Source organism: Carnobacterium gallinarum DSM 4847 (genome assembly GCF_000744375.1).
Classification (GTDB): domain Bacteria; phylum Bacillota; class Bacilli; order Lactobacillales; family Carnobacteriaceae; genus Carnobacterium; species Carnobacterium gallinarum.
This window is the reverse complement of record NZ_JQLU01000003.1, coordinates 193,417-209,747: the sequence shown is the minus strand read 5'-3', so window position 1 is coordinate 209,747 and position 16,331 is coordinate 193,417. Positions and strand designations below refer to the sequence as shown.

The 16,331-nt window shown below is 33.4% G+C and carries 17 protein-coding genes; 13 read left to right on the top strand and 4 right to left on the bottom strand.

The features are described from left to right. Positions 1-23 precede the first annotated feature (23 nt). Positions 24-773, top strand: a complete 750-nt coding sequence (locus BR43_RS01960) for a DUF975 family protein (protein ID WP_034558930.1) — start codon at positions 24-26, stop codon at positions 771-773. Between the two features lie 48 nt (positions 774-821). On the opposite strand, the gene BR43_RS01955 is transcribed toward BR43_RS01960, so the two are convergent. Further along, positions 822-1,322 (bottom strand): antibiotic biosynthesis monooxygenase family protein, encoded by a 501-nt coding sequence (locus tag BR43_RS01955; RefSeq protein ID WP_034558927.1) that lies wholly within the window; start codon positions 1,320-1,322, stop codon positions 822-824. Positions 1,323-1,719: 397 nt separating this feature from the next. Here BR43_RS01955 and hemG point away from each other — a divergent pair, with 397 nt between their 5' ends. From hemG to lplA, 3 genes are all read left to right on the top strand, one after another. Further along, complete coding sequence (gene hemG / locus BR43_RS01950; RefSeq protein ID WP_034558923.1) at positions 1,720-3,129, top strand: protoporphyrinogen oxidase; 1,410 nt, start codon at positions 1,720-1,722, stop codon at positions 3,127-3,129. 129 nt (positions 3,130-3,258) lie between these two features. After that, positions 3,259-4,005 (top strand): MBL fold metallo-hydrolase, encoded by a 747-nt coding sequence (locus BR43_RS01945; RefSeq protein ID WP_034558921.1) that lies wholly within the window; start codon positions 3,259-3,261, stop codon positions 4,003-4,005. Between the two features lie 23 nt (positions 4,006-4,028). Then, positions 4,029-5,036: a lipoate--protein ligase gene (gene lplA / locus BR43_RS01940; protein ID WP_034558918.1), complete on the top strand. Its 1,008-nt coding sequence runs from the start codon at positions 4,029-4,031 to the stop codon at positions 5,034-5,036. A 53-nt stretch (positions 5,037-5,089) separates the two neighbouring features. On the opposite strand, the gene trpS is transcribed toward lplA, so the two are convergent. Together trpS and BR43_RS01930 are read right to left on the bottom strand one after the other, a co-directional pair. Next, the gene (gene trpS / locus BR43_RS01935; protein WP_034558915.1) at positions 5,090-6,088 is read right to left on the bottom strand and encodes a tryptophan--tRNA ligase; all 999 of its coding nucleotides are present in this window, start codon (positions 6,086-6,088) and stop codon (positions 5,090-5,092) included. 87 nt (positions 6,089-6,175) lie between these two features. Further along, positions 6,176-6,529, bottom strand: coding sequence for a DUF3899 domain-containing protein (locus BR43_RS01930; protein ID WP_034558912.1), 354 nt, complete (start codon positions 6,527-6,529; stop codon positions 6,176-6,178). 267 nt (positions 6,530-6,796) lie between these two features. On the opposite strand from BR43_RS01930, the gene opp3b reads away from it, so the two are divergent. The 5 genes from opp3b to spxA all read left to right on the top strand — a co-directional run bounded on the left by opp3b (position 6,797) and on the right by spxA (position 11,663). Continuing rightward, positions 6,797-7,738, top strand: coding sequence for an oligopeptide ABC transporter permease (gene opp3b / locus BR43_RS01925; protein WP_034558909.1), 942 nt, complete (start codon positions 6,797-6,799; stop codon positions 7,736-7,738). Further along, complete coding sequence (gene opp3C / locus BR43_RS01920; protein ID WP_034558903.1) at positions 7,738-8,790, top strand: oligopeptide ABC transporter permease; 1,053 nt, start codon at positions 7,738-7,740, stop codon at positions 8,788-8,790. The genes opp3b and opp3C overlap by 1 nt, the downstream gene beginning before the upstream one ends. Positions 8,791-8,804: 14 nt before the next feature. Beyond that, entirely contained in the window at positions 8,805-9,905 is a 1,101-nt protein-coding gene (locus BR43_RS01915; RefSeq protein ID WP_034558901.1) for an ABC transporter ATP-binding protein, read from the top strand. Next, entirely contained in the window at positions 9,906-10,862 is a 957-nt protein-coding gene (locus BR43_RS01910; RefSeq protein WP_034558899.1) for an ABC transporter ATP-binding protein, read from the top strand. It abuts the gene before it with no gap. Between the two features lie 402 nt (positions 10,863-11,264). Continuing rightward, positions 11,265-11,663, top strand: coding sequence for a transcriptional regulator SpxA (gene spxA / locus BR43_RS01905; RefSeq protein ID WP_034558897.1), 399 nt, complete (start codon positions 11,265-11,267; stop codon positions 11,661-11,663). Between the two features lie 84 nt (positions 11,664-11,747). On the opposite strand, the gene BR43_RS01900 is transcribed toward spxA, so the two are convergent. Next, a complete protein-coding gene (locus BR43_RS01900; protein WP_034558895.1) occupies positions 11,748-12,398 on the bottom strand; it encodes a Crp/Fnr family transcriptional regulator in 651 nt (216 codons plus the stop codon). A 176-nt stretch (positions 12,399-12,574) separates the two neighbouring features. Here BR43_RS01900 and BR43_RS01895 point away from each other — a divergent pair, with 176 nt between their 5' ends. Genes BR43_RS01895 through BR43_RS01880 form a run of 4 tightly spaced genes read left to right on the top strand, consistent with a single transcriptional unit; the run spans position 12,575 to position 16,303 of the window. Continuing rightward, positions 12,575-12,934 carry a GntR family transcriptional regulator gene (locus tag BR43_RS01895; RefSeq protein ID WP_034558893.1) on the top strand — a complete coding sequence of 120 codons (360 nt, stop codon included), beginning with the start codon at positions 12,575-12,577 and terminating at the stop codon, positions 12,932-12,934. Beyond that, the gene (locus BR43_RS01890) at positions 12,934-13,638 is read left to right on the top strand and encodes an ATP-binding cassette domain-containing protein (protein ID WP_034558891.1); all 705 of its coding nucleotides are present in this window, start codon (positions 12,934-12,936) and stop codon (positions 13,636-13,638) included. The genes BR43_RS01895 and BR43_RS01890 overlap by 1 nt, the downstream gene beginning before the upstream one ends. Next, complete coding sequence (locus BR43_RS01885) at positions 13,622-14,269, top strand: hypothetical protein (protein WP_034558889.1); 648 nt, start codon at positions 13,622-13,624, stop codon at positions 14,267-14,269. The genes BR43_RS01890 and BR43_RS01885 overlap by 17 nt, the downstream gene beginning before the upstream one ends. 21 nt (positions 14,270-14,290) lie before the next feature. Continuing rightward, positions 14,291-16,303, top strand: a complete 2,013-nt coding sequence (locus BR43_RS01880; RefSeq protein WP_034558887.1) for an ABC transporter ATP-binding protein/permease — start codon at positions 14,291-14,293, stop codon at positions 16,301-16,303. The last annotated feature ends 28 nt before the right edge of the window (positions 16,304-16,331 follow it).

Here is a 16,331-nt window from a genome sequence, read left to right as displayed (position 1 = left end):
AAGAATTAGGAGGCAGGATAAGGATGAAAATTAGTGATTATCGTTTGGCTGCCAGAGAAAAATTAAGAGGTCGATGGGGAGTCTTTGCTTTACTAGTACTGATTTCAGTTCTTTTAAGTAAAGGGATTAATGTAGTATTTGATGTTTTTCTGGGGAAAGATTATCCTTGGATAATGTTGCTTTCCAGTTTATTTTTAACCTTTGCTTTTAATTATGGGTTATTTTATGCTAGTTTATTAGTTAGTCGAGGTCAAGATATTTCCTTGAAAATGATTTTTAGTGGGTTTAATGAAGGTCGGTATCTTCCTTTATTGTTAATTAATATTATGGAACAATTAGTGACTATAATTTTAAGTTTAATTCTTGCGTTGCCATTTATGGGGATTTTAGGGGCTAGTATTCTTTCAAGTATTTTTCTTTCAAGTGGTGGTATAACAATTAACTCAGTTTTTGAACTCGCTGGAGTGGGTGGTTTTAGTGCCTTAGCATTTTTGACGATTTTATTTGTACTAATTATTGCTGGAATAGGATTATTAGTGGATGGTTTCTTTCAGATTATCGTTTTAATGAGATTAGAGGATTCTAGGCTCTCTTTTCGTGATTTAGTAAAATCTAGTTTGGCCTTATTAAAAGGAAACTGGTGGAATTTATTTTTACTTCAGATTTCTTTTATTGGTTGGAGTCTGTTAGGGATTTTTCTGGTTCCATTATTATGGGTAATCCCTTACCGATTAGTGTCCATTACGGAATTTTATCAAGCGACAAAAAAATAATAAAAAAACGATTTACTCCGAGATTGAAAGGAGTAAATCATTTTTTATTTAACGCAATTGAAATGTATCAGCATAAGTGATATCAGATGAACGTGTTTGATGATCTGTAATATATGGAATAAGAGGCTTGAACTGCTCTGACTTTGTCCATTTATTGAAATAAATATCAGACGTCCAAAAAGTCAAAACAACATAGGCAGTCTTTTTCTCAGAGCGTAATAAGTAAAGTGCTGCTAATCCTGGTTGTTCCTCTAATCCAGTTTTAATTTTTTCAAATTGTAGTAAAAAGCTCTTCTCATTTTCAGGTGCTAAGCCAATATGTTCAAAAACCGCTACTCCATCATGAGGTTTTTCGCCATATTGAAAGCGATTCTCATAACCGAAGGGCGCATTGAAAACAGAAGCAGCATCTGTTTCATCTAGTAATAAATAAATATCAGATGCATTTGTTTTTTGCATAAGTGTAAAATTGTGAAGCACATGCTTTTCTTTCAAATAATTAGTTAAATAAGGGCGAGTACCTGTTGTGGTATATACATATAAACTCATAAAACATCCTCCTTGTATTAAAAGTTAAGAGTACTAGATTCATTTTTGAAAGAAGAATAAAAAGAGGGAATAGCTTTCTTTTTTTGAATCATTAGGGCTCAAAAATAGTTCGTAAAAAGTCAGTTCACCCTAGTATACACTTTATTATAAGAGAAGTGTATTAAAATTAAGTTTTAATTTAAAAAATAACAAATTAAATGAAAACGGAATCCTGTAATGAAGAAAAAATAGCTTTTTTAATTAAACAATCTAATAAAATTATTTTTATTAATATAATATAGCTATTTTATATTAATAAAAACAAGTATAAAAAACTAAAATAGGTTTCTTTTTTTTGAAAGAACAAGTAAAATAAAGAGGACAGTTTTGAAAGATTGGTAGAGGAGAGTGGCGCTTAATGGAAAGAGCCAAAAAACGAATTGCTATCATCGGTGGAGGAATCACAGGACTAACTGCCGCATATCGAATAAATGAACAAATAAAAAACGAGAACCTGCCATTTGAGTTGATTTTATTAGAAGGCTCAAGTAGAGTTGGCGGAAAAATCCGAAGTTTGCAAATAGAGAACCGTTTCATTGACGTAGGAGCAGAATCAATTGATGTGCGTTTTTCAGAAGCCCTATCATTAATAACAGAACTTGGTTTAAAAAATCAGCTGATATACAGTTCTGGAGATAAGCCGGATGTTTATTTTTACAATGAGCTTCATCAATTAAACTATCCAACTTACAAAGGAATTCCTATTTACCCAAATGACATTTGGAAAAATGATATTTTAACTTTTAATGGAAAACTGGCAAATTATAAAGATATGTTTATGCCTAAACTAGATTGGATTGAAAATGATATTCCTTTAAGTGACTTTTTAAAACGTAGACTTGGTGAAGAACAAGTTGAGCATGTTATTGAACCTTTCTTTTCTAAAATATACGCAGGTGATTTAGATGAGATGGGTGTGAGAAGCTCGAAGGAATTTGTTTTTGACGTAGAGCGAAAACATCGACGGTTTTCAAAAGGCTTAGCTAAACATCCAGAATATTTCGACGGTGATGGAAACTATATTACCTTTAAAGAAGGTTTAGAAGTATTACCTAAAAAACTCGCAGAATCTTTAGAATCTCATATTCAATATGGAAAAAAAGTTTTTGACATTAAAGAAAATAATGAATCTACCTATATTATTGATGTTAATCACAAAGAACAAATTCGAGTAGGAGCAATTATTGTTGCAACACCTTTAACTGAATATAGTCGTTTATTTAAATCAAAAGAATTAAGTAATTTCTTAAATCAAACAGTGACGGCTTCAATTGGCTTTATTTTATTTAGCTTTCCTAAGGGAGCGATAAAAAAAGAACCAAAGGGCTTTGGTTTTGTGACTCCTAGAAGAAATGATTCTCATGTGACATCGGTTGTATTTTTAGACAAGAAATGGCCTAGTTTAAAACAATCAGATGATGAAATTTTAATTGGAGCTAATTTTGGTCGCCGTGGTGAAGATTCAATTGTTTCTTTAAGCAATATGGAGATTGAAGAGCATATTTTAAAAGATCTAAAACAAATATTAGGAGTTGAAGTGGCTCCTAATTATATGAAAATAGCTCGTTGGCCAAATGCAATTCCCCAATATACAGTTAACCATGAGAATCTTAAACAAGAGGTAATGCAATCGCTAAGAAAAGACTATCCAGGTATTTATATTGCTGGAAATGGTTTTGGTGGATTTGGTATTAACCAATGTGTTGAAGAAGCGAATCGTGTTTCAAAAGCTGTTGTTGAGTATATGAAAATACAAAATTGTATTTAGACCGTAAAGAAATGAAATGAGAACAATAAAAAAGTACTTATTCTAATGGAGGATAGGCTTTTTTATTTTCATTTTTGAAAGAGTAGTGTATGGTAAAAGAGAGGAATTATGAGAGGAGTGTCTATTGAGATGAAAGTAACAATTTTAGGTTATTGGGGTGGCTATCCAATCAATAATGAAGGAACAAGTTCGTATTTAATTGAATCAGAGGGATTTCATTTATTAGTAGATGCAGGAAGTGCATCTTTGATTGCCTTAGAAAATCATCTTGACCCACTAGAGCTAGATGCCTTGATTTTATCCCATTATCATCATGACCATATTGCTGACGTGGGAGTGTTACAATTTATGCGTCAATTAAAGCGTAAAAATAATGGAGAAGACAGAGCACCATTATTGCCTATCCACGCACATACTGAGAATCCAGAAGGGTTTAAAGCGCTGACGATGGATTTAGTTAGTGAAGGAGTTGCTTACAAGGAAGAGGATAAGGTAGCCATAGGTCCTTTTGAAATTACTTTTATGCGTACCTTACATCCGGTACCATGTTTTGCTATGCGTATTGAAGAAATAAAAACAGGAAAAGTAGTCGTATACACCGCAGATTCTGGATTTTTACCTGAATTCATTCCATTTAGTCAGAATGCGGACGTTCTATTGGCAGATACGAACTTTTTTGAAGGAATGGAAAATCATCGAGTTCATATGACTGCTGTTGAAGTTGGAAGAATTGCGACCAAAGCTGGCGTTAAAAAATTAGTCTTAACTCATTTGCCACAAACAGGTGATTTGGAGTTACTAAAAGCACAGGCTATCAATCATGCTCCTGATGTTGACATTGTTCTTGCAAAAAAGGATTTAACCATTGAATTATAAATGAATGAAAAGAGGATGCTAGTATGTATTTTGTAAATAACGATGAAATTACAGACCCACGAATTAATCTTGCAATTGAAACGTTCTTATTGAAAAACCTTACGTTAGATGAACCAATTTTACTATTTTATATTAATGAACCTTCTATTATTATTGGTCGTAATCAAAATACCATTGAAGAAATTAATACAGAGTATGTTGAAAAAAATCATATTCATGTGGTTCGCCGCTTGTCAGGTGGCGGAGCCGTTTATCATGACTTTGGCAATTTATCCTTTAGTTTTATTATGCCAGATGATGGCAATTCTTTCCGTGACTTTGCAAAGTTCACTGAACCAGTAATCGCTTCTTTACACAAAATGGGTGTAGAAGGAGCCGAATTAAAAGGTCGGAATGACTTAGTTATTGATGACAAAAAGTTTTCTGGGAATGCGATGTATGCAACAAGTGGCCGAATGTTTGCTCATGGGACTATTATGTTTGATAGTGATATAGAAGCCGTTGTAGGAGCGCTAAAAGTACGTAAAGACAAGATTGAATCGAAGGGTATTAAATCAATTAGAAGCCGTGTAACGAACATTAAACCCTATTTAAGTGATGATTACCAATATATTTCAACAAAAGAATTTAGAAATCAATTATTATTAAGTATTTTTGGTGTGGAAAAACGTGATGAAGTGAAAGAGTATCATTTAACGCAGGATGATTGGAATAAAATTCATGAAATTTCCAATGAATATTATGGAAATTGGGATTGGAATTATGGAAAATCGCCAAAATTTGAATTAAATCGTCGACAACGTTTTCCAATTGGATCAATTGAATTTAAAATGAATGTTGAAAAAGGTCATTTAAAAGAAGTTCGCATTTTTGGTGATTTCTTTGGATTAGGTGAAATTTCGGATGTTGAAAAAATTCTTGAAGGCACAAAATATGATCGTGGAGAAATTAATGAGAGATTAAATCAAATCGATATAAAAAAATATTTTGGCAATATTGAAAAAGAAGATTTATTAAATTTAATTTATTAAAAAAAACTAAGCTAGAATGAGTCGTCATCTCTCATTCTAACTTAGTTTTTTGCTTATTTTCGGCCTAGACCAACGGCATTTTTCATTTTTCTTAGAGTTTTGTTAGCTACTGTATTTGCAGCTAATGCACCATTATCTAAAATAGTGGTTAATTCATCAGATGTTAACAAATCGTTGTAACGCTCTTGAATGGGTTCCATCACAGCAATGACAGCATCTGCTAGTTCGTCTTTAAAGGTTCCATAACCAGCTCCAGCATAACGAGCAACAAGGTTTTCAATTGATTCTCCAGAAAAAGAAGAGAAAATAGTTAATAAATTAGAGATTCCCGGTTTATTCTCAACATCATACTCAATTACACCACTTGAATCAGTGACTGCGCTTTTTAGTTTTTTGCGAATAACAGTAGGTTCATCTAGCATAGAGATAAATCCTTTTTGATTAGTGTCTGATTTACTCATCTTTTTAGTAGGTTCTTGAAGACTCATAATTCTACCACCAAATTTAGGTATTTTAACTTCAGGTAAAGTCAGGATTGGCTCTCCGTTACTGTATTTATTATTAAAGCGGTCTACAAAATCTCTTGTTAGCTCTAAATGTTGTTTTTGATCTTCCCCAACAGGAACAAGATTACTTTGGTACAAAATGATGTCAGCTACCATTAGAGGTGGATAAGTTAACAGACCAGCACTGACACTAGTACGACCAGATTTAGAAGATTTATCTTTAAATTGAGTCATCCGTTCTAATTCACCTAAAGGTATGTTACATTGAACAATCCATGCTGCTTGAGTGTGAGCAGGTACCTCAGATTGAATAAAAATAGTTGATTTTTCTGGGTTTAACCCGACTGCTAAATAAAGTGCAGCTAAACTCTTTGTTTGTTTTCTTAATTTTAAGCGATCTTGTGGAACCGTAATTGCATGTTCATCAACAATACAATAATAGCAATTGTATTCTTCTTGCAAAGCGATAAATTGTTTCATGGCACCAATATAGTTTCCAATTGTTGGTGTGCCACTAGGCTGAATGCCGGAAAAAATAGTTTCCATGGTAAAAACTCCTTTTAAATGAATTCAGAAATATTTTCTACTGTCTAGTATATAGTAGAATCTGTATTTAGTATACGTAAAAAAATTTTAGAGATAAAAGCCTACTAGAGAAAGGATACTGATACCTAATAGAATTGTTCCTGCCAGCAAAACAGTTTTGTAACCAGTTCCAACAGATTTAGAAAGTGGCTTAACTTCTAGTTTTTCAGAACCACCTTTAATGATATGAGCACTTTTTTTCATACTAAAATTAAAAAAATCGAAAACTCCAGAAGACAGGGTGTACCAGAAAAGACCAATAATCAATAAAATACCAGCAAATAGAAAACAAAGATTTGATGTTTCTAGGAAGGTTACTTTTTGAAACTGAACAAGTTGCCATAATAAAGTGAATAAAAGTGGCAATCCAATTAGAAGGGTTATTTTTTTTGAGTATTTCATGTTATATATCTCCTTTCAATAGGTTAAACAAACTAAATTTAATTTACCTTAAATAAAATTGAATTACAATGATATCTTTAATAATGAGAATAATATGAGTTTGACAAGGCTTTTTTTGAATAATTTATGGCTGTTTTTTAATATTTGTAAAAAAATATTTAAGAATTAGTAAAAAACTTTTGCATTATTGCTCTTAACGAGCTATTCTATATAGTATATTCATTTTTAAGAAAATGATTAAAATTTAACATGGAGGTGCTTGAATCGATGAAAAACTATGCTAAGTTTTTGGGAAAGCGAGTCTTTTTCATGCTAATCACGCTTTTACTAATAGCATCGATTACATTTTTTTTACTGAAGCTTTTGCCAGGTACGCCATACAGTAACCAGGAAAAACTTTCACAAGAGCAAATAATGATAATGAATGAAAAGTACGGATTAAATAAACCAGTAATTGAACAATATTGGGTTTATATAACAGGACTATTCAAAGGTGACTTAGGAACATCTTTCCAATTCAATAATACACCTGTAACAACCTTGCTTTCTGCAAGAGTAGGTCCATCGCTCCAGCTAGGGGTGCAGGCAGTTGTTTTAGGAACCATATTGGGGATTGTTCTAGGAGTAGTCGCAGCAATGAACCAAAATACATGGATTGATACATCTGCAACATTTGCAGCTATTTTAGGACGTTCCATTCCTAACTTTGTTTTTGCGGTATTATTACAATTAATTTTTGGGGTTTACTTAAAATGGTTCCCAATTGCTATGTGGAAGGACGGCTTTCTATCTTCAGTGCTGCCAACCATCGCTTTAAGCATATCGCCACTAGCTGATTCAGCCAGATTTATTCGGACTGAAATGGTGGAAGTATTAAGTAGTGACTATATTGAATTAGCACGTGCTAAAGGATTAGCTCGTTGGGTTGTTTCCTTTAAACACGGTGTTCGTAACGCTCTAATTCCTTTAGTAACATTATTAGGACCAATGGCAGTTGGTTTAATGACAGGATCATTAGTAATTGAAAATATTTTCTCAATTCCCGGAATTGGAGAACAATTTGTAAAATCGATTATGACCAATGATTATCCAACAATCATGGGTGTAACAATGTTATATTCTGCAATGCTTGTAGGAATTATATTATTAGTTGATATCTTATACGGAATTATTGATCCAAGAATTCGTGTAGCGGGAGGGAGCAATTAATGAGCAATCAAGAAACTAGCTTAAATGAAGAAATGAAAAATTTGTCTCCTAGCATGTTTGAACCTGCGAAGGATTCTGATACAAGTGATAAAGAAAAAATCGTTGCGCCATCACTGAACTTTTTCCAAGACTCTTGGCGTCGATTAAAGAAAAATAAAGCAGCTGTTGTAAGTTTATTTATTCTAATTCTTATGATTGGTTTAAGTATAGCAGCACCAGTAATTTCACCCCAAAATCCAAATAAACAAACAGTAGCCTATGCAAACTTGCCTCCACGAATTCCAGGAATCAATATTAATGGATTAAACGGTACAAGTAAAGTAGGAAACACAGATAAACGTGTTGATAAATACAAACAAAAAAATGTTCCAGATAATGTAAATTACTATTTTGGAACAGATGGCTTAGGTCGTGATTTATTATCACGTATTTTAGCTGGAACACGAGTTTCATTAATGATTGCTTTTATAGCAGCCTTTTTCGATTTAACAATTGGAGTATCTTATGGGTTGATTTCTGGAATGAATGGCGGTCGTATTGATAATGTCATGCAGCGTATTCTCGAAGTAATCTCAGGGATTCCAAATATTGTTGTCTTGATTCTGATGTTATTAGTTTTACAACCAGGTATTATGTCAATCGTTTTAGCGATGGCAATTACAGGCTGGATTACAATGGCCAGGGTTGTTCGGGCTCAAACACTAAAACTTAAAAATCAAGAATATATTTTAGCAGCCAAAACTTTAGGCGAGTCTAACTTTAAAATTGCGGTGAAACATTTAATCCCGAATCTTTCTGGTGTAATCATTATCAACACAATGTTTACTATTCCAGCAGCGATTTTCTTTGAAGCTTTCTTAAGTTTCATTGGTATTGGGATTCCAGCTCCACAAGCTTCACTAGGTACGTTATTAAGTGATGGATATAAAACTTTCCGTTTCTTACCGCATCTAATGTGGTATCCAGCGGCAGTTATGTGTATTTTAATGATTTCCTTCAACTTATTAGCTGATGGTTTACGCGATGCATTTGATCCAAAAATGAAAGATTAGCGAGGTAGATACGAATGAGTAATATATTAGAAGTTAAAGATTTAACCATTACGTTTGACACCTTTGCTGGAAAAGTAAAAGCAATTCGTGGTGTCAGTTTTGATTTGAAAAAAGGGGAAACGTTGGCAATTGTTGGCGAATCCGGTTCTGGAAAATCAGTAACAAGTCGTAGTATTATGCGTTTATTGGCTAAAAATGCCAATATTGAAAAAGGCGAAATTTTATTTAATGGGAAAGACATTATCAAAAAGTCTGAAAAAGAGATGCAAGGAATTCGTGGAAAAGAAATTGCGATGATTTTCCAAGATCCAATGACGTCTTTAAACCCAACCATGACAATTGGTAAACAAATTGCTGAACCAATTATTAAACATCAAAAATTAGGTAAAAAAGAAGCTTTAGAAAGAGCGTTAGAATTATTAAAATTAGTTGGTTTACCGGACCCTGAAAAACGATTGAAACAATATCCTCATCAATTTTCAGGTGGGCAGCGTCAACGGATTGTTATTGCCATCGCATTAGCCTGTAATCCAGAAGTATTGATTGCTGATGAACCAACAACAGCATTGGATGTAACAATCCAAGCTCAAATCTTAGATTTAATGAAACAATTACAAAAGAAAATTGCAACATCTATTATCTTTATCACTCATGATTTAGGAGTTGTAGCAAACGTAGCCGATCGTGTAGCGGTTATGTATGCTGGGAAAATTGTCGAAGTTGGAACAGTTGATGAGATTTTCTATAATCCACAACATCCTTATACTTGGGGATTAATCAGCTCAATGCCAACTCTTGATATCAAAGGGAAATCATTATATGCAATTCCAGGAACACCTCCAGATTTATTGGATCCGCCAAAAGGAGATGCATTTGCACCTCGTAATGAATTTGCTATGAAGATTGATACAGAGTTAGAGCCACCATTTTTCAAAGTTTCTGATACCCATTATGCAGCGACTTGGTTGCTTCATCCAGATGCGCCAGCTGTAACACCACCAGGTGAAATTCGTGCGCGCCAAGAGTTATATAGAAAAGATGAGTTTACTCATGTTTCAGAAGTAACTCTTGAACCAATTGAGGATGCCGATGCTGGTAAGGGGGTTGAATTATAAATGGCTGAGATAAATACAGAGAAAAAAGAAAAAATTCTACAAGTTAAGGGCTTAAAACAGTTCTTTAATGTAGGACAGACAAATGAAGTTCAAGCGGTTAATGATATTAGCTTTGATGTTTTTCAAGGAGAAACTTTTGGATTAGTTGGTGAGTCTGGTTGTGGAAAATCAACAACCGGCCGTGCGATTATTCGTTTATACGATCCAACTTCTGGAGAAATTATTTTCCAAGACAAAGAAGTTCATGATATTAAAGGTAAAAAAGACATGTTGAGCTTTAGACGCGACATGCAAATGATTTTCCAAGATCCATATGCATCGCTGAATCCAAAAATGAAGGTTCGTGACATTATTGCAGAAGGAATCGATATTCACGGCTTAGCATCTTCAACAGAAGATCGCAATAAGCAAGTTGATGATTTATTAAAAACAGTTGGTTTGAATCCAGATCACTCAACACGTTATCCACATGAGTTCTCAGGTGGACAACGTCAACGTATTGGGATTGCTCGTGCGTTAGCTGTCCAGCCTAAATTTATCATTTGTGATGAACCAATTTCAGCTCTTGATGTATCAATTCAAGCACAAGTAGTTAACTTATTGATGGAATTACAAAAAGAAAAAGGGTTAACGTATCTATTTATTGCCCATGATTTATCAATGGTGAAATATATTAGTGATCGTATTGGCGTAATGTACTTTGGTAAACTTGTTGAATTGGCATCTGCGGATGAAGTTTATAACAATCCGCTACATCCATATACAGAAAGCTTGCTATCTGCTGTACCACTTCCTGATCCTAATTATGAGCGTAATCGTGTACGTATTCCGTACAAACCAAGACCTGAATCTGGTGCAGAAGAAAAACTAAGAGAGATTACACCGGGTCATTTTGTTTATTGTGCTGAAGCAGATGTTCCAGCCTTACAAGAAAAAGCAGCAAAATATAAAAAATAATCATTTAAAGCGAAGAGAGTTGAGTAATCAATTTTTCTTCGCTTTTTTTATTTTATAAACTAGGACTATCGGAATAAAAAGAAAGATGCTATAATATAATATAGAACTTACTAAAAATTAGTTTTATACAAATAGATTATAATTATTATTTATTTGTAATAATTATCAATATACACATTTTTAAAAAAATATGAGCTTAAATACACTTTTTTTTAATCAAATGTGAACAAAAATCATTGACCTATAAATGTTTTAATAATAAATGTCTGAAAAGTGACAGAAATATGTCGAAAAGGGTAGATATTTTCTTTTGGATAGATTATAATACTAATATAGTTAAGTAAGTAAATTAGTTTGAATTTAACTTTCAGAAAATAAATAGCTAAAGGAGCGAATTAAAATATGGTCACATTATATACTTCACCTAGTTGTACTTCTTGTAGAAAAGCTCGAGCATGGTTAGAAGAACATAACATCCCTTATAAAGAAAGAAATATTTTTTCAGAACCTTTGAACGTTCCAGAAATCAAAGCAATTTTAAGAATGACAGAAGATGGAACAGAAGAGATTATCTCTACCCGGTCAAAAGTATTCCAAGAATTAGACGTGGATCTTGAAGATATGCCCTTACAAGACCTATTTGAATTAGTACAAAAAAATCCTGGCTTATTACGTCGTCCCATTATGTTAGATGAAAAGAGATTACAAGTTGGCTATAATGAAGATGAAATTCGTCGCTTCTTACCAAGAGAAGTTCGTGCTTTAGAATTACAACAAGCACAATTACTAGTTAGCTACTAAAAAACATAAAATTCTAAAAGTCCCCTTTAACATTTTTGTTAAAGGGGACTTTTTTAGTCTTTTTTAAAGGTAGTTTCATAAAAGTTAGCAGTTTGTTTGATTGATGGTTAAGGGGATTGTTTTTTTTAATAGCCAACCAGTCTGATAAAGTTCCTTTAAAGAAAGGGAGATGCGAGATTGAGAAGTTCGACAAAATTTGGCAAGAATATCTTGTGTAATGAATTTTGGCAATTCTAATTCATTATGTAGATTAATAATGCCAATATAATCACTTAAGTAGTTCAATGTATAGTGAACGCGATTTGTAGGGGATAGATGTAGAAAATCGAAATAGCCATAATGTCGTTGAAAGATATCGGCGAAGTTTGTCAGAATCAATTCATAATAATGTGGATCGTGATTGAGTGCCGCCAGTAGAGCGGTTTTTTTTATGCTAAAAATCGTTGCAGTCGGGCTAATGATCCGAATAGTATGGGATTTTTGCTTAAACGTGGAAAAACTATCTATGCCGAAAAGATCATTCTCAAAAATAAATGCTGAGATATATTGTTTATCATCACTTAGTATTTCAACGGTTGCTGTTCCTTCTAGTAGAAAATAAATAGTTTCAGCTTTTTTATATTCGCCGATCACAATTTCTTGTTTGACATAGTTTTTTTCATTCCAGTTATTTCCTTGGGGGATGCGGTTCTTTAAGTATGTAATCAGTTGCTGATTATTTTTAAAAAGCTCCATTTTTTTCCTCATTTCTATCAATCATTTAGGAAAAGTATAACACAATCGGTTCTTATTTTTCTGAAAAATATATCAAGGATATAAATTCGCAATCTGAATTTCGATAATATAAAGGTATCAAGCGAGTGTGTGACAACGGTGGTACACTCACGAAGAAATCGTAAAGGAGAATGCCTATGGATTTTGATGAAAGTAAACCAATTTACCAACAAATTATCCATCAAATTGAAAGCTGGATCGTAAATGAACGTTGGAAGAGTGATGTAAAAGTTCCTTCAGTTAGAGAATTAGCAGAGGAATTAGAAGTGAATCCAACAACGATTCAGCGTGCGTACAGCGTCTTAGAACAAACAGAAATTTTAGTCAATCAGAGAGGAATTGGAAAATTCGTGACAACTAAGGTAGAAAGAATTCAAGCATTACGGCTTGAGTTAATTGAACGTTGCTTAGAAGAGTTTATCAGTCAATTAAAGAAAATTGACTTAACGCAGAAGGAACAACAGTATATTATTAAAAAAATTAAGGAGAGTGTCTAATGAATCTGCTAACAGTCAGCCACCTTAGTAAGAAGTATCAAGAAGATATTTTTCAGGACATTTCATTTGAATTAACTGAAGGTCAAATATTAGGTATTCTTGGTCGAAATGGTATTGGGAAAACAACATTTTTAGAGTGCTTAACTGGATATTGTTCGATAGATGAAGGTAAAATTCAACTCAATAATTGTTCACAAAAAAATTCGGAATTTAGAGAACAAACTTCTTACATCTCAACAGACCATTTATTTGAAGGGTATCAAACAATTCATGCCATCCTTCAAGAGTATCGACTTTTATTTCCAAAATTCCAGCCAAAAGAAGCACTGAGAATGATGCTAGATTGGGATGTTTCACCAAATAAAAAATGGATGGAACTTTCTAAAGGCAGCAAAGATAAAGTAAAGATTGCCTGTGAATTAGCAAAAGAAACTCCGCTAATTGTGCTAGATGAACCTTTTTCAGCACTGGATTATGTTGCTCGAAATCAATTGAAAAAAATGTTGTTACAGCAAAGTGGCGAAAATAAAATTATTATTCTTTCAACGAATTTTATTGAAGGAATGGATAACTTGTTTACTGACATTCTTGTTCTAAATCGAGCAAAAAAAGCAACGGTTTATCATCTGGAAACAGAGCGTGAAGAATACGGTCATTCATTACGAACTATTTATGAGGAGGAAGCATATGTTACAACTAACTAAATTTTACTATCACAAAAATAAACGCTATTTCTACAGTGGGTTACTAGTTATCGTCGTTAGTTATCTTGCTAAGTGGATTCTTGAATTATTAATTCCTGATTTTCAAGGAGATCGAGTGCCCTATTTAATTTCAGTGATTACAGCTATTGTGTTAACGTGGAAAATTAATTCTTTTGATACGGATAAACAACATAAAACATTAGCTAGCACAGTTTCCATGAAGGGATATCAGCGATTGGCTAGTAAATTTATTCTTTCCTATCTAGAAGTCTTAGGAGTGTTTCTCTTAAATAGCCTTTTTAACCTTTTCACGCTAGAATTATCGATTTTAGATGGTTTAGTAATGGGTGGTGAGCTGGCTGTCTATATGGGGGCTTTTATCAGCTATGGGATTTTGTTAAAAGCAACGATTCAAAAATTGAAAACTGATTATTTCCCTCAAACACTTTTAATGGTTGTTGGAATAGTCTTAATTATATTATTAAATGGGCTCGTTCGTTGTTATTTCCCAGACAGCAGTCAATTTCAACTTGTTCTTAATTCTGGAGTTTTTTATCCAAGTACATTTAGTTTAAATTTCGTTCTTTCAAGCGGAATTGCTGGGATTTATTTAGGCAAAAACCAAATTTAACAGGAAGTTAGGAGCTGGATTATGTATCAAGTAGATAAAGTATCAAAATTTTTTATGATTGATAAACGGAAAGAAATGGTTTTGCATGATATTTCAACAAATTTTAGTGCAGGCGATTTTGCTTTGATTTTAGGTGCCAGCGGCAGTGGCAAGACGACCTTGCTTAATATTTTAAGTGGATTAGATACAGATTATGAAGGTACGGTTTCATACAAAGGAACGAATTTAAAAGAGTTAAATAGTGATAATTTTCATAAAAATGAAGTTGGATTCGTGTTTCAAAATTTTAATCTGATTGCGCATTTGTCAATCTTAGAAAATGTTAAAAGTTCGCTCTACTTAGATCGAGAATTAAGCAAAGCAGATTGTACGCACCGAGCAAAAGAGTTATTAGATAAAGTCGGCTTAAGTAGCCATTATGATAAATTTCCGAATCAACTTTCAGGTGGTCAAAAACAGCGGGTAGCGATTGCCCGTTCATTAGCCAATAATCCAAGTGTCATCATTGCAGATGAGCCAACAGGAGCGTTAGATTCAGTTACAGCAGAATCAATCATTCATTTATTGAAAAAATTAACTGAAGAAGGAACGTTAGTCATTGTGGTTACTCATGATGAAGAGCTGATCTCTTACGCCACGAAGGTTTTACGAATTAAAGATGGTCGTATTTTAAGCGATGATGTCTTCACTGAAAAAACAAGAAATACAGTCAGTCAAGAAAATTCAGAGAAGAAATCGCCAGTTGCGCTGCCATTTCTAGTCAGTATGGCTTTAGCCGGAAAGAGTTTCTTTAGCCGAAAAATGCGTAACCTATTAGTCGCTTTTGGTACATCAATTGGTATTACAGCTATTTTATTGGCTTTGGGGATTGGAAATGGAATTAACGGTGTTTTAGCAGATATGTTCCAAACGGCCTATTCTCCTAATCAAATTACAGCCTACTACCAAGATCCAGAACGTGGTGGACCACCACGACCATCAGAGTTATTAAGTAAAGACGAGATCTCAGATCTAACAGAGTTATATAAAAAAGCCGGAATCACTGAAATTTACGAACGTGCTCATCTTACTGGAATTCGTTTTCAGTATGAAGATAAACTCTTAGAAGAGATTGCTCCAACACAAATGGATGAAGGGAATTTAGCCGAGATACGATATAAAAACAATACTGTTTCAGAGGGTTATTTAATCGCGGGTGCATTTATTACGCCAAAGGAGAAAGGGATTGTTTTGCCTTCAGAGGTAGCGAAGAAAATTCTAGATTTAAAAACAACTGATTTAACAACAGCCAATACAAAAGTATTAATTGGAAAGCCTATTACACTTGTTTATCAAGGTCGTGAAAAAGGAATAGAGTCTGAACCAGTCAAAGTTACAACGACGATTCGAGGTATCATTTCCCCAGACGAAGAAGGATTTGTTCAAGGTTTTATTGCATCTCCAACAACCTTTGAAGAAACAGTTATAGCGTTAGGTAATGAAAATCCTGTTTATACGGTAGATGGTTTTGCTGATTCACCGGATGAGGCTAAAGAATTTATTGATAAATACAAAGATGATGCGAATTACGAAAATTATGCCATTACCAATGCTTCTTCGTTTTTAGATACCTTTAAACAATTTACCGATATTATTGTTTATTTGTTAGCCTTTATTGCAGGACTTTCATTAGTTGTTGCAGGAGTCATGATTGCTGTTGTGTTGTATATTGGTGTTGTTGAACGAACAAGAGAAATCGGTATTTTACGTTCTATTGGTTATAAAAAAAACTACATCAAGCGTTTGTTTAGAATGGAAGCAATTTATATTATGATGTTATCTAATTTAATTTCAATTAGTGTAGCATTATTGACTCAATTTGTTGGCAATCCTTTGATTGAATCGGCAATCGGCATTAAAAACGTGATCCAATTAGCGCCGTTAACAATTGGATTTACAATAGTAGCTACAGTTATCTTGGGGATTATCTTCTCCTTGTACCCAGCTGGAAAGGCTGCAAAATTAGATCCAATTGAAGCGTTGCGTTACGAATAAAAATAAAATCATGAATAAAAGAGAAAGT

What these genes read in the sequence shown, in the direction of transcription:
- BR43_RS01960 (WP_034558930.1), top strand. Translation starts at nt 24, where the DNA reads ATGAAAATTAGTGATTATCGTTTGGCTGCCAGAGAAAAATTAAGAGGT.
- BR43_RS01955 (WP_034558927.1), bottom strand. Translation starts at nt 1,322, where the DNA reads ATGAGTTTATATGTATATACCACAACAGGTACTCGCCCTTATTTAACT.
- hemG (WP_034558923.1), top strand. Translation starts at nt 1,720, where the DNA reads ATGGAAAGAGCCAAAAAACGAATTGCTATCATCGGTGGAGGAATCACA.
- BR43_RS01945 (WP_034558921.1), top strand. Translation starts at nt 3,259, where the DNA reads ATGAAAGTAACAATTTTAGGTTATTGGGGTGGCTATCCAATCAATAAT.
- lplA (WP_034558918.1), top strand. Translation starts at nt 4,029, where the DNA reads ATGTATTTTGTAAATAACGATGAAATTACAGACCCACGAATTAATCTT.
- trpS (WP_034558915.1), bottom strand. Translation starts at nt 6,088, where the DNA reads ATGGAAACTATTTTTTCCGGCATTCAGCCTAGTGGCACACCAACAATT.
- BR43_RS01930 (WP_034558912.1), bottom strand. Translation starts at nt 6,529, where the DNA reads ATGAAATACTCAAAAAAAATAACCCTTCTAATTGGATTGCCACTTTTA.
- opp3b (WP_034558909.1), top strand. Translation starts at nt 6,797, where the DNA reads ATGAAAAACTATGCTAAGTTTTTGGGAAAGCGAGTCTTTTTCATGCTA.
- opp3C (WP_034558903.1), top strand. Translation starts at nt 7,738, where the DNA reads ATGAGCAATCAAGAAACTAGCTTAAATGAAGAAATGAAAAATTTGTCT.
- BR43_RS01915 (WP_034558901.1), top strand. Translation starts at nt 8,805, where the DNA reads ATGAGTAATATATTAGAAGTTAAAGATTTAACCATTACGTTTGACACC.
- BR43_RS01910 (WP_034558899.1), top strand. Translation starts at nt 9,906, where the DNA reads ATGGCTGAGATAAATACAGAGAAAAAAGAAAAAATTCTACAAGTTAAG.
- spxA (WP_034558897.1), top strand. Translation starts at nt 11,265, where the DNA reads ATGGTCACATTATATACTTCACCTAGTTGTACTTCTTGTAGAAAAGCT.
- BR43_RS01900 (WP_034558895.1), bottom strand. Translation starts at nt 12,398, where the DNA reads ATGGAGCTTTTTAAAAATAATCAGCAACTGATTACATACTTAAAGAAC.
- BR43_RS01895 (WP_034558893.1), top strand. Translation starts at nt 12,575, where the DNA reads ATGGATTTTGATGAAAGTAAACCAATTTACCAACAAATTATCCATCAA.
- BR43_RS01890 (WP_034558891.1), top strand. Translation starts at nt 12,934, where the DNA reads ATGAATCTGCTAACAGTCAGCCACCTTAGTAAGAAGTATCAAGAAGAT.
- BR43_RS01885 (WP_034558889.1), top strand. Translation starts at nt 13,622, where the DNA reads ATGTTACAACTAACTAAATTTTACTATCACAAAAATAAACGCTATTTC.
- BR43_RS01880 (WP_034558887.1), top strand. Translation starts at nt 14,291, where the DNA reads ATGTATCAAGTAGATAAAGTATCAAAATTTTTTATGATTGATAAACGG.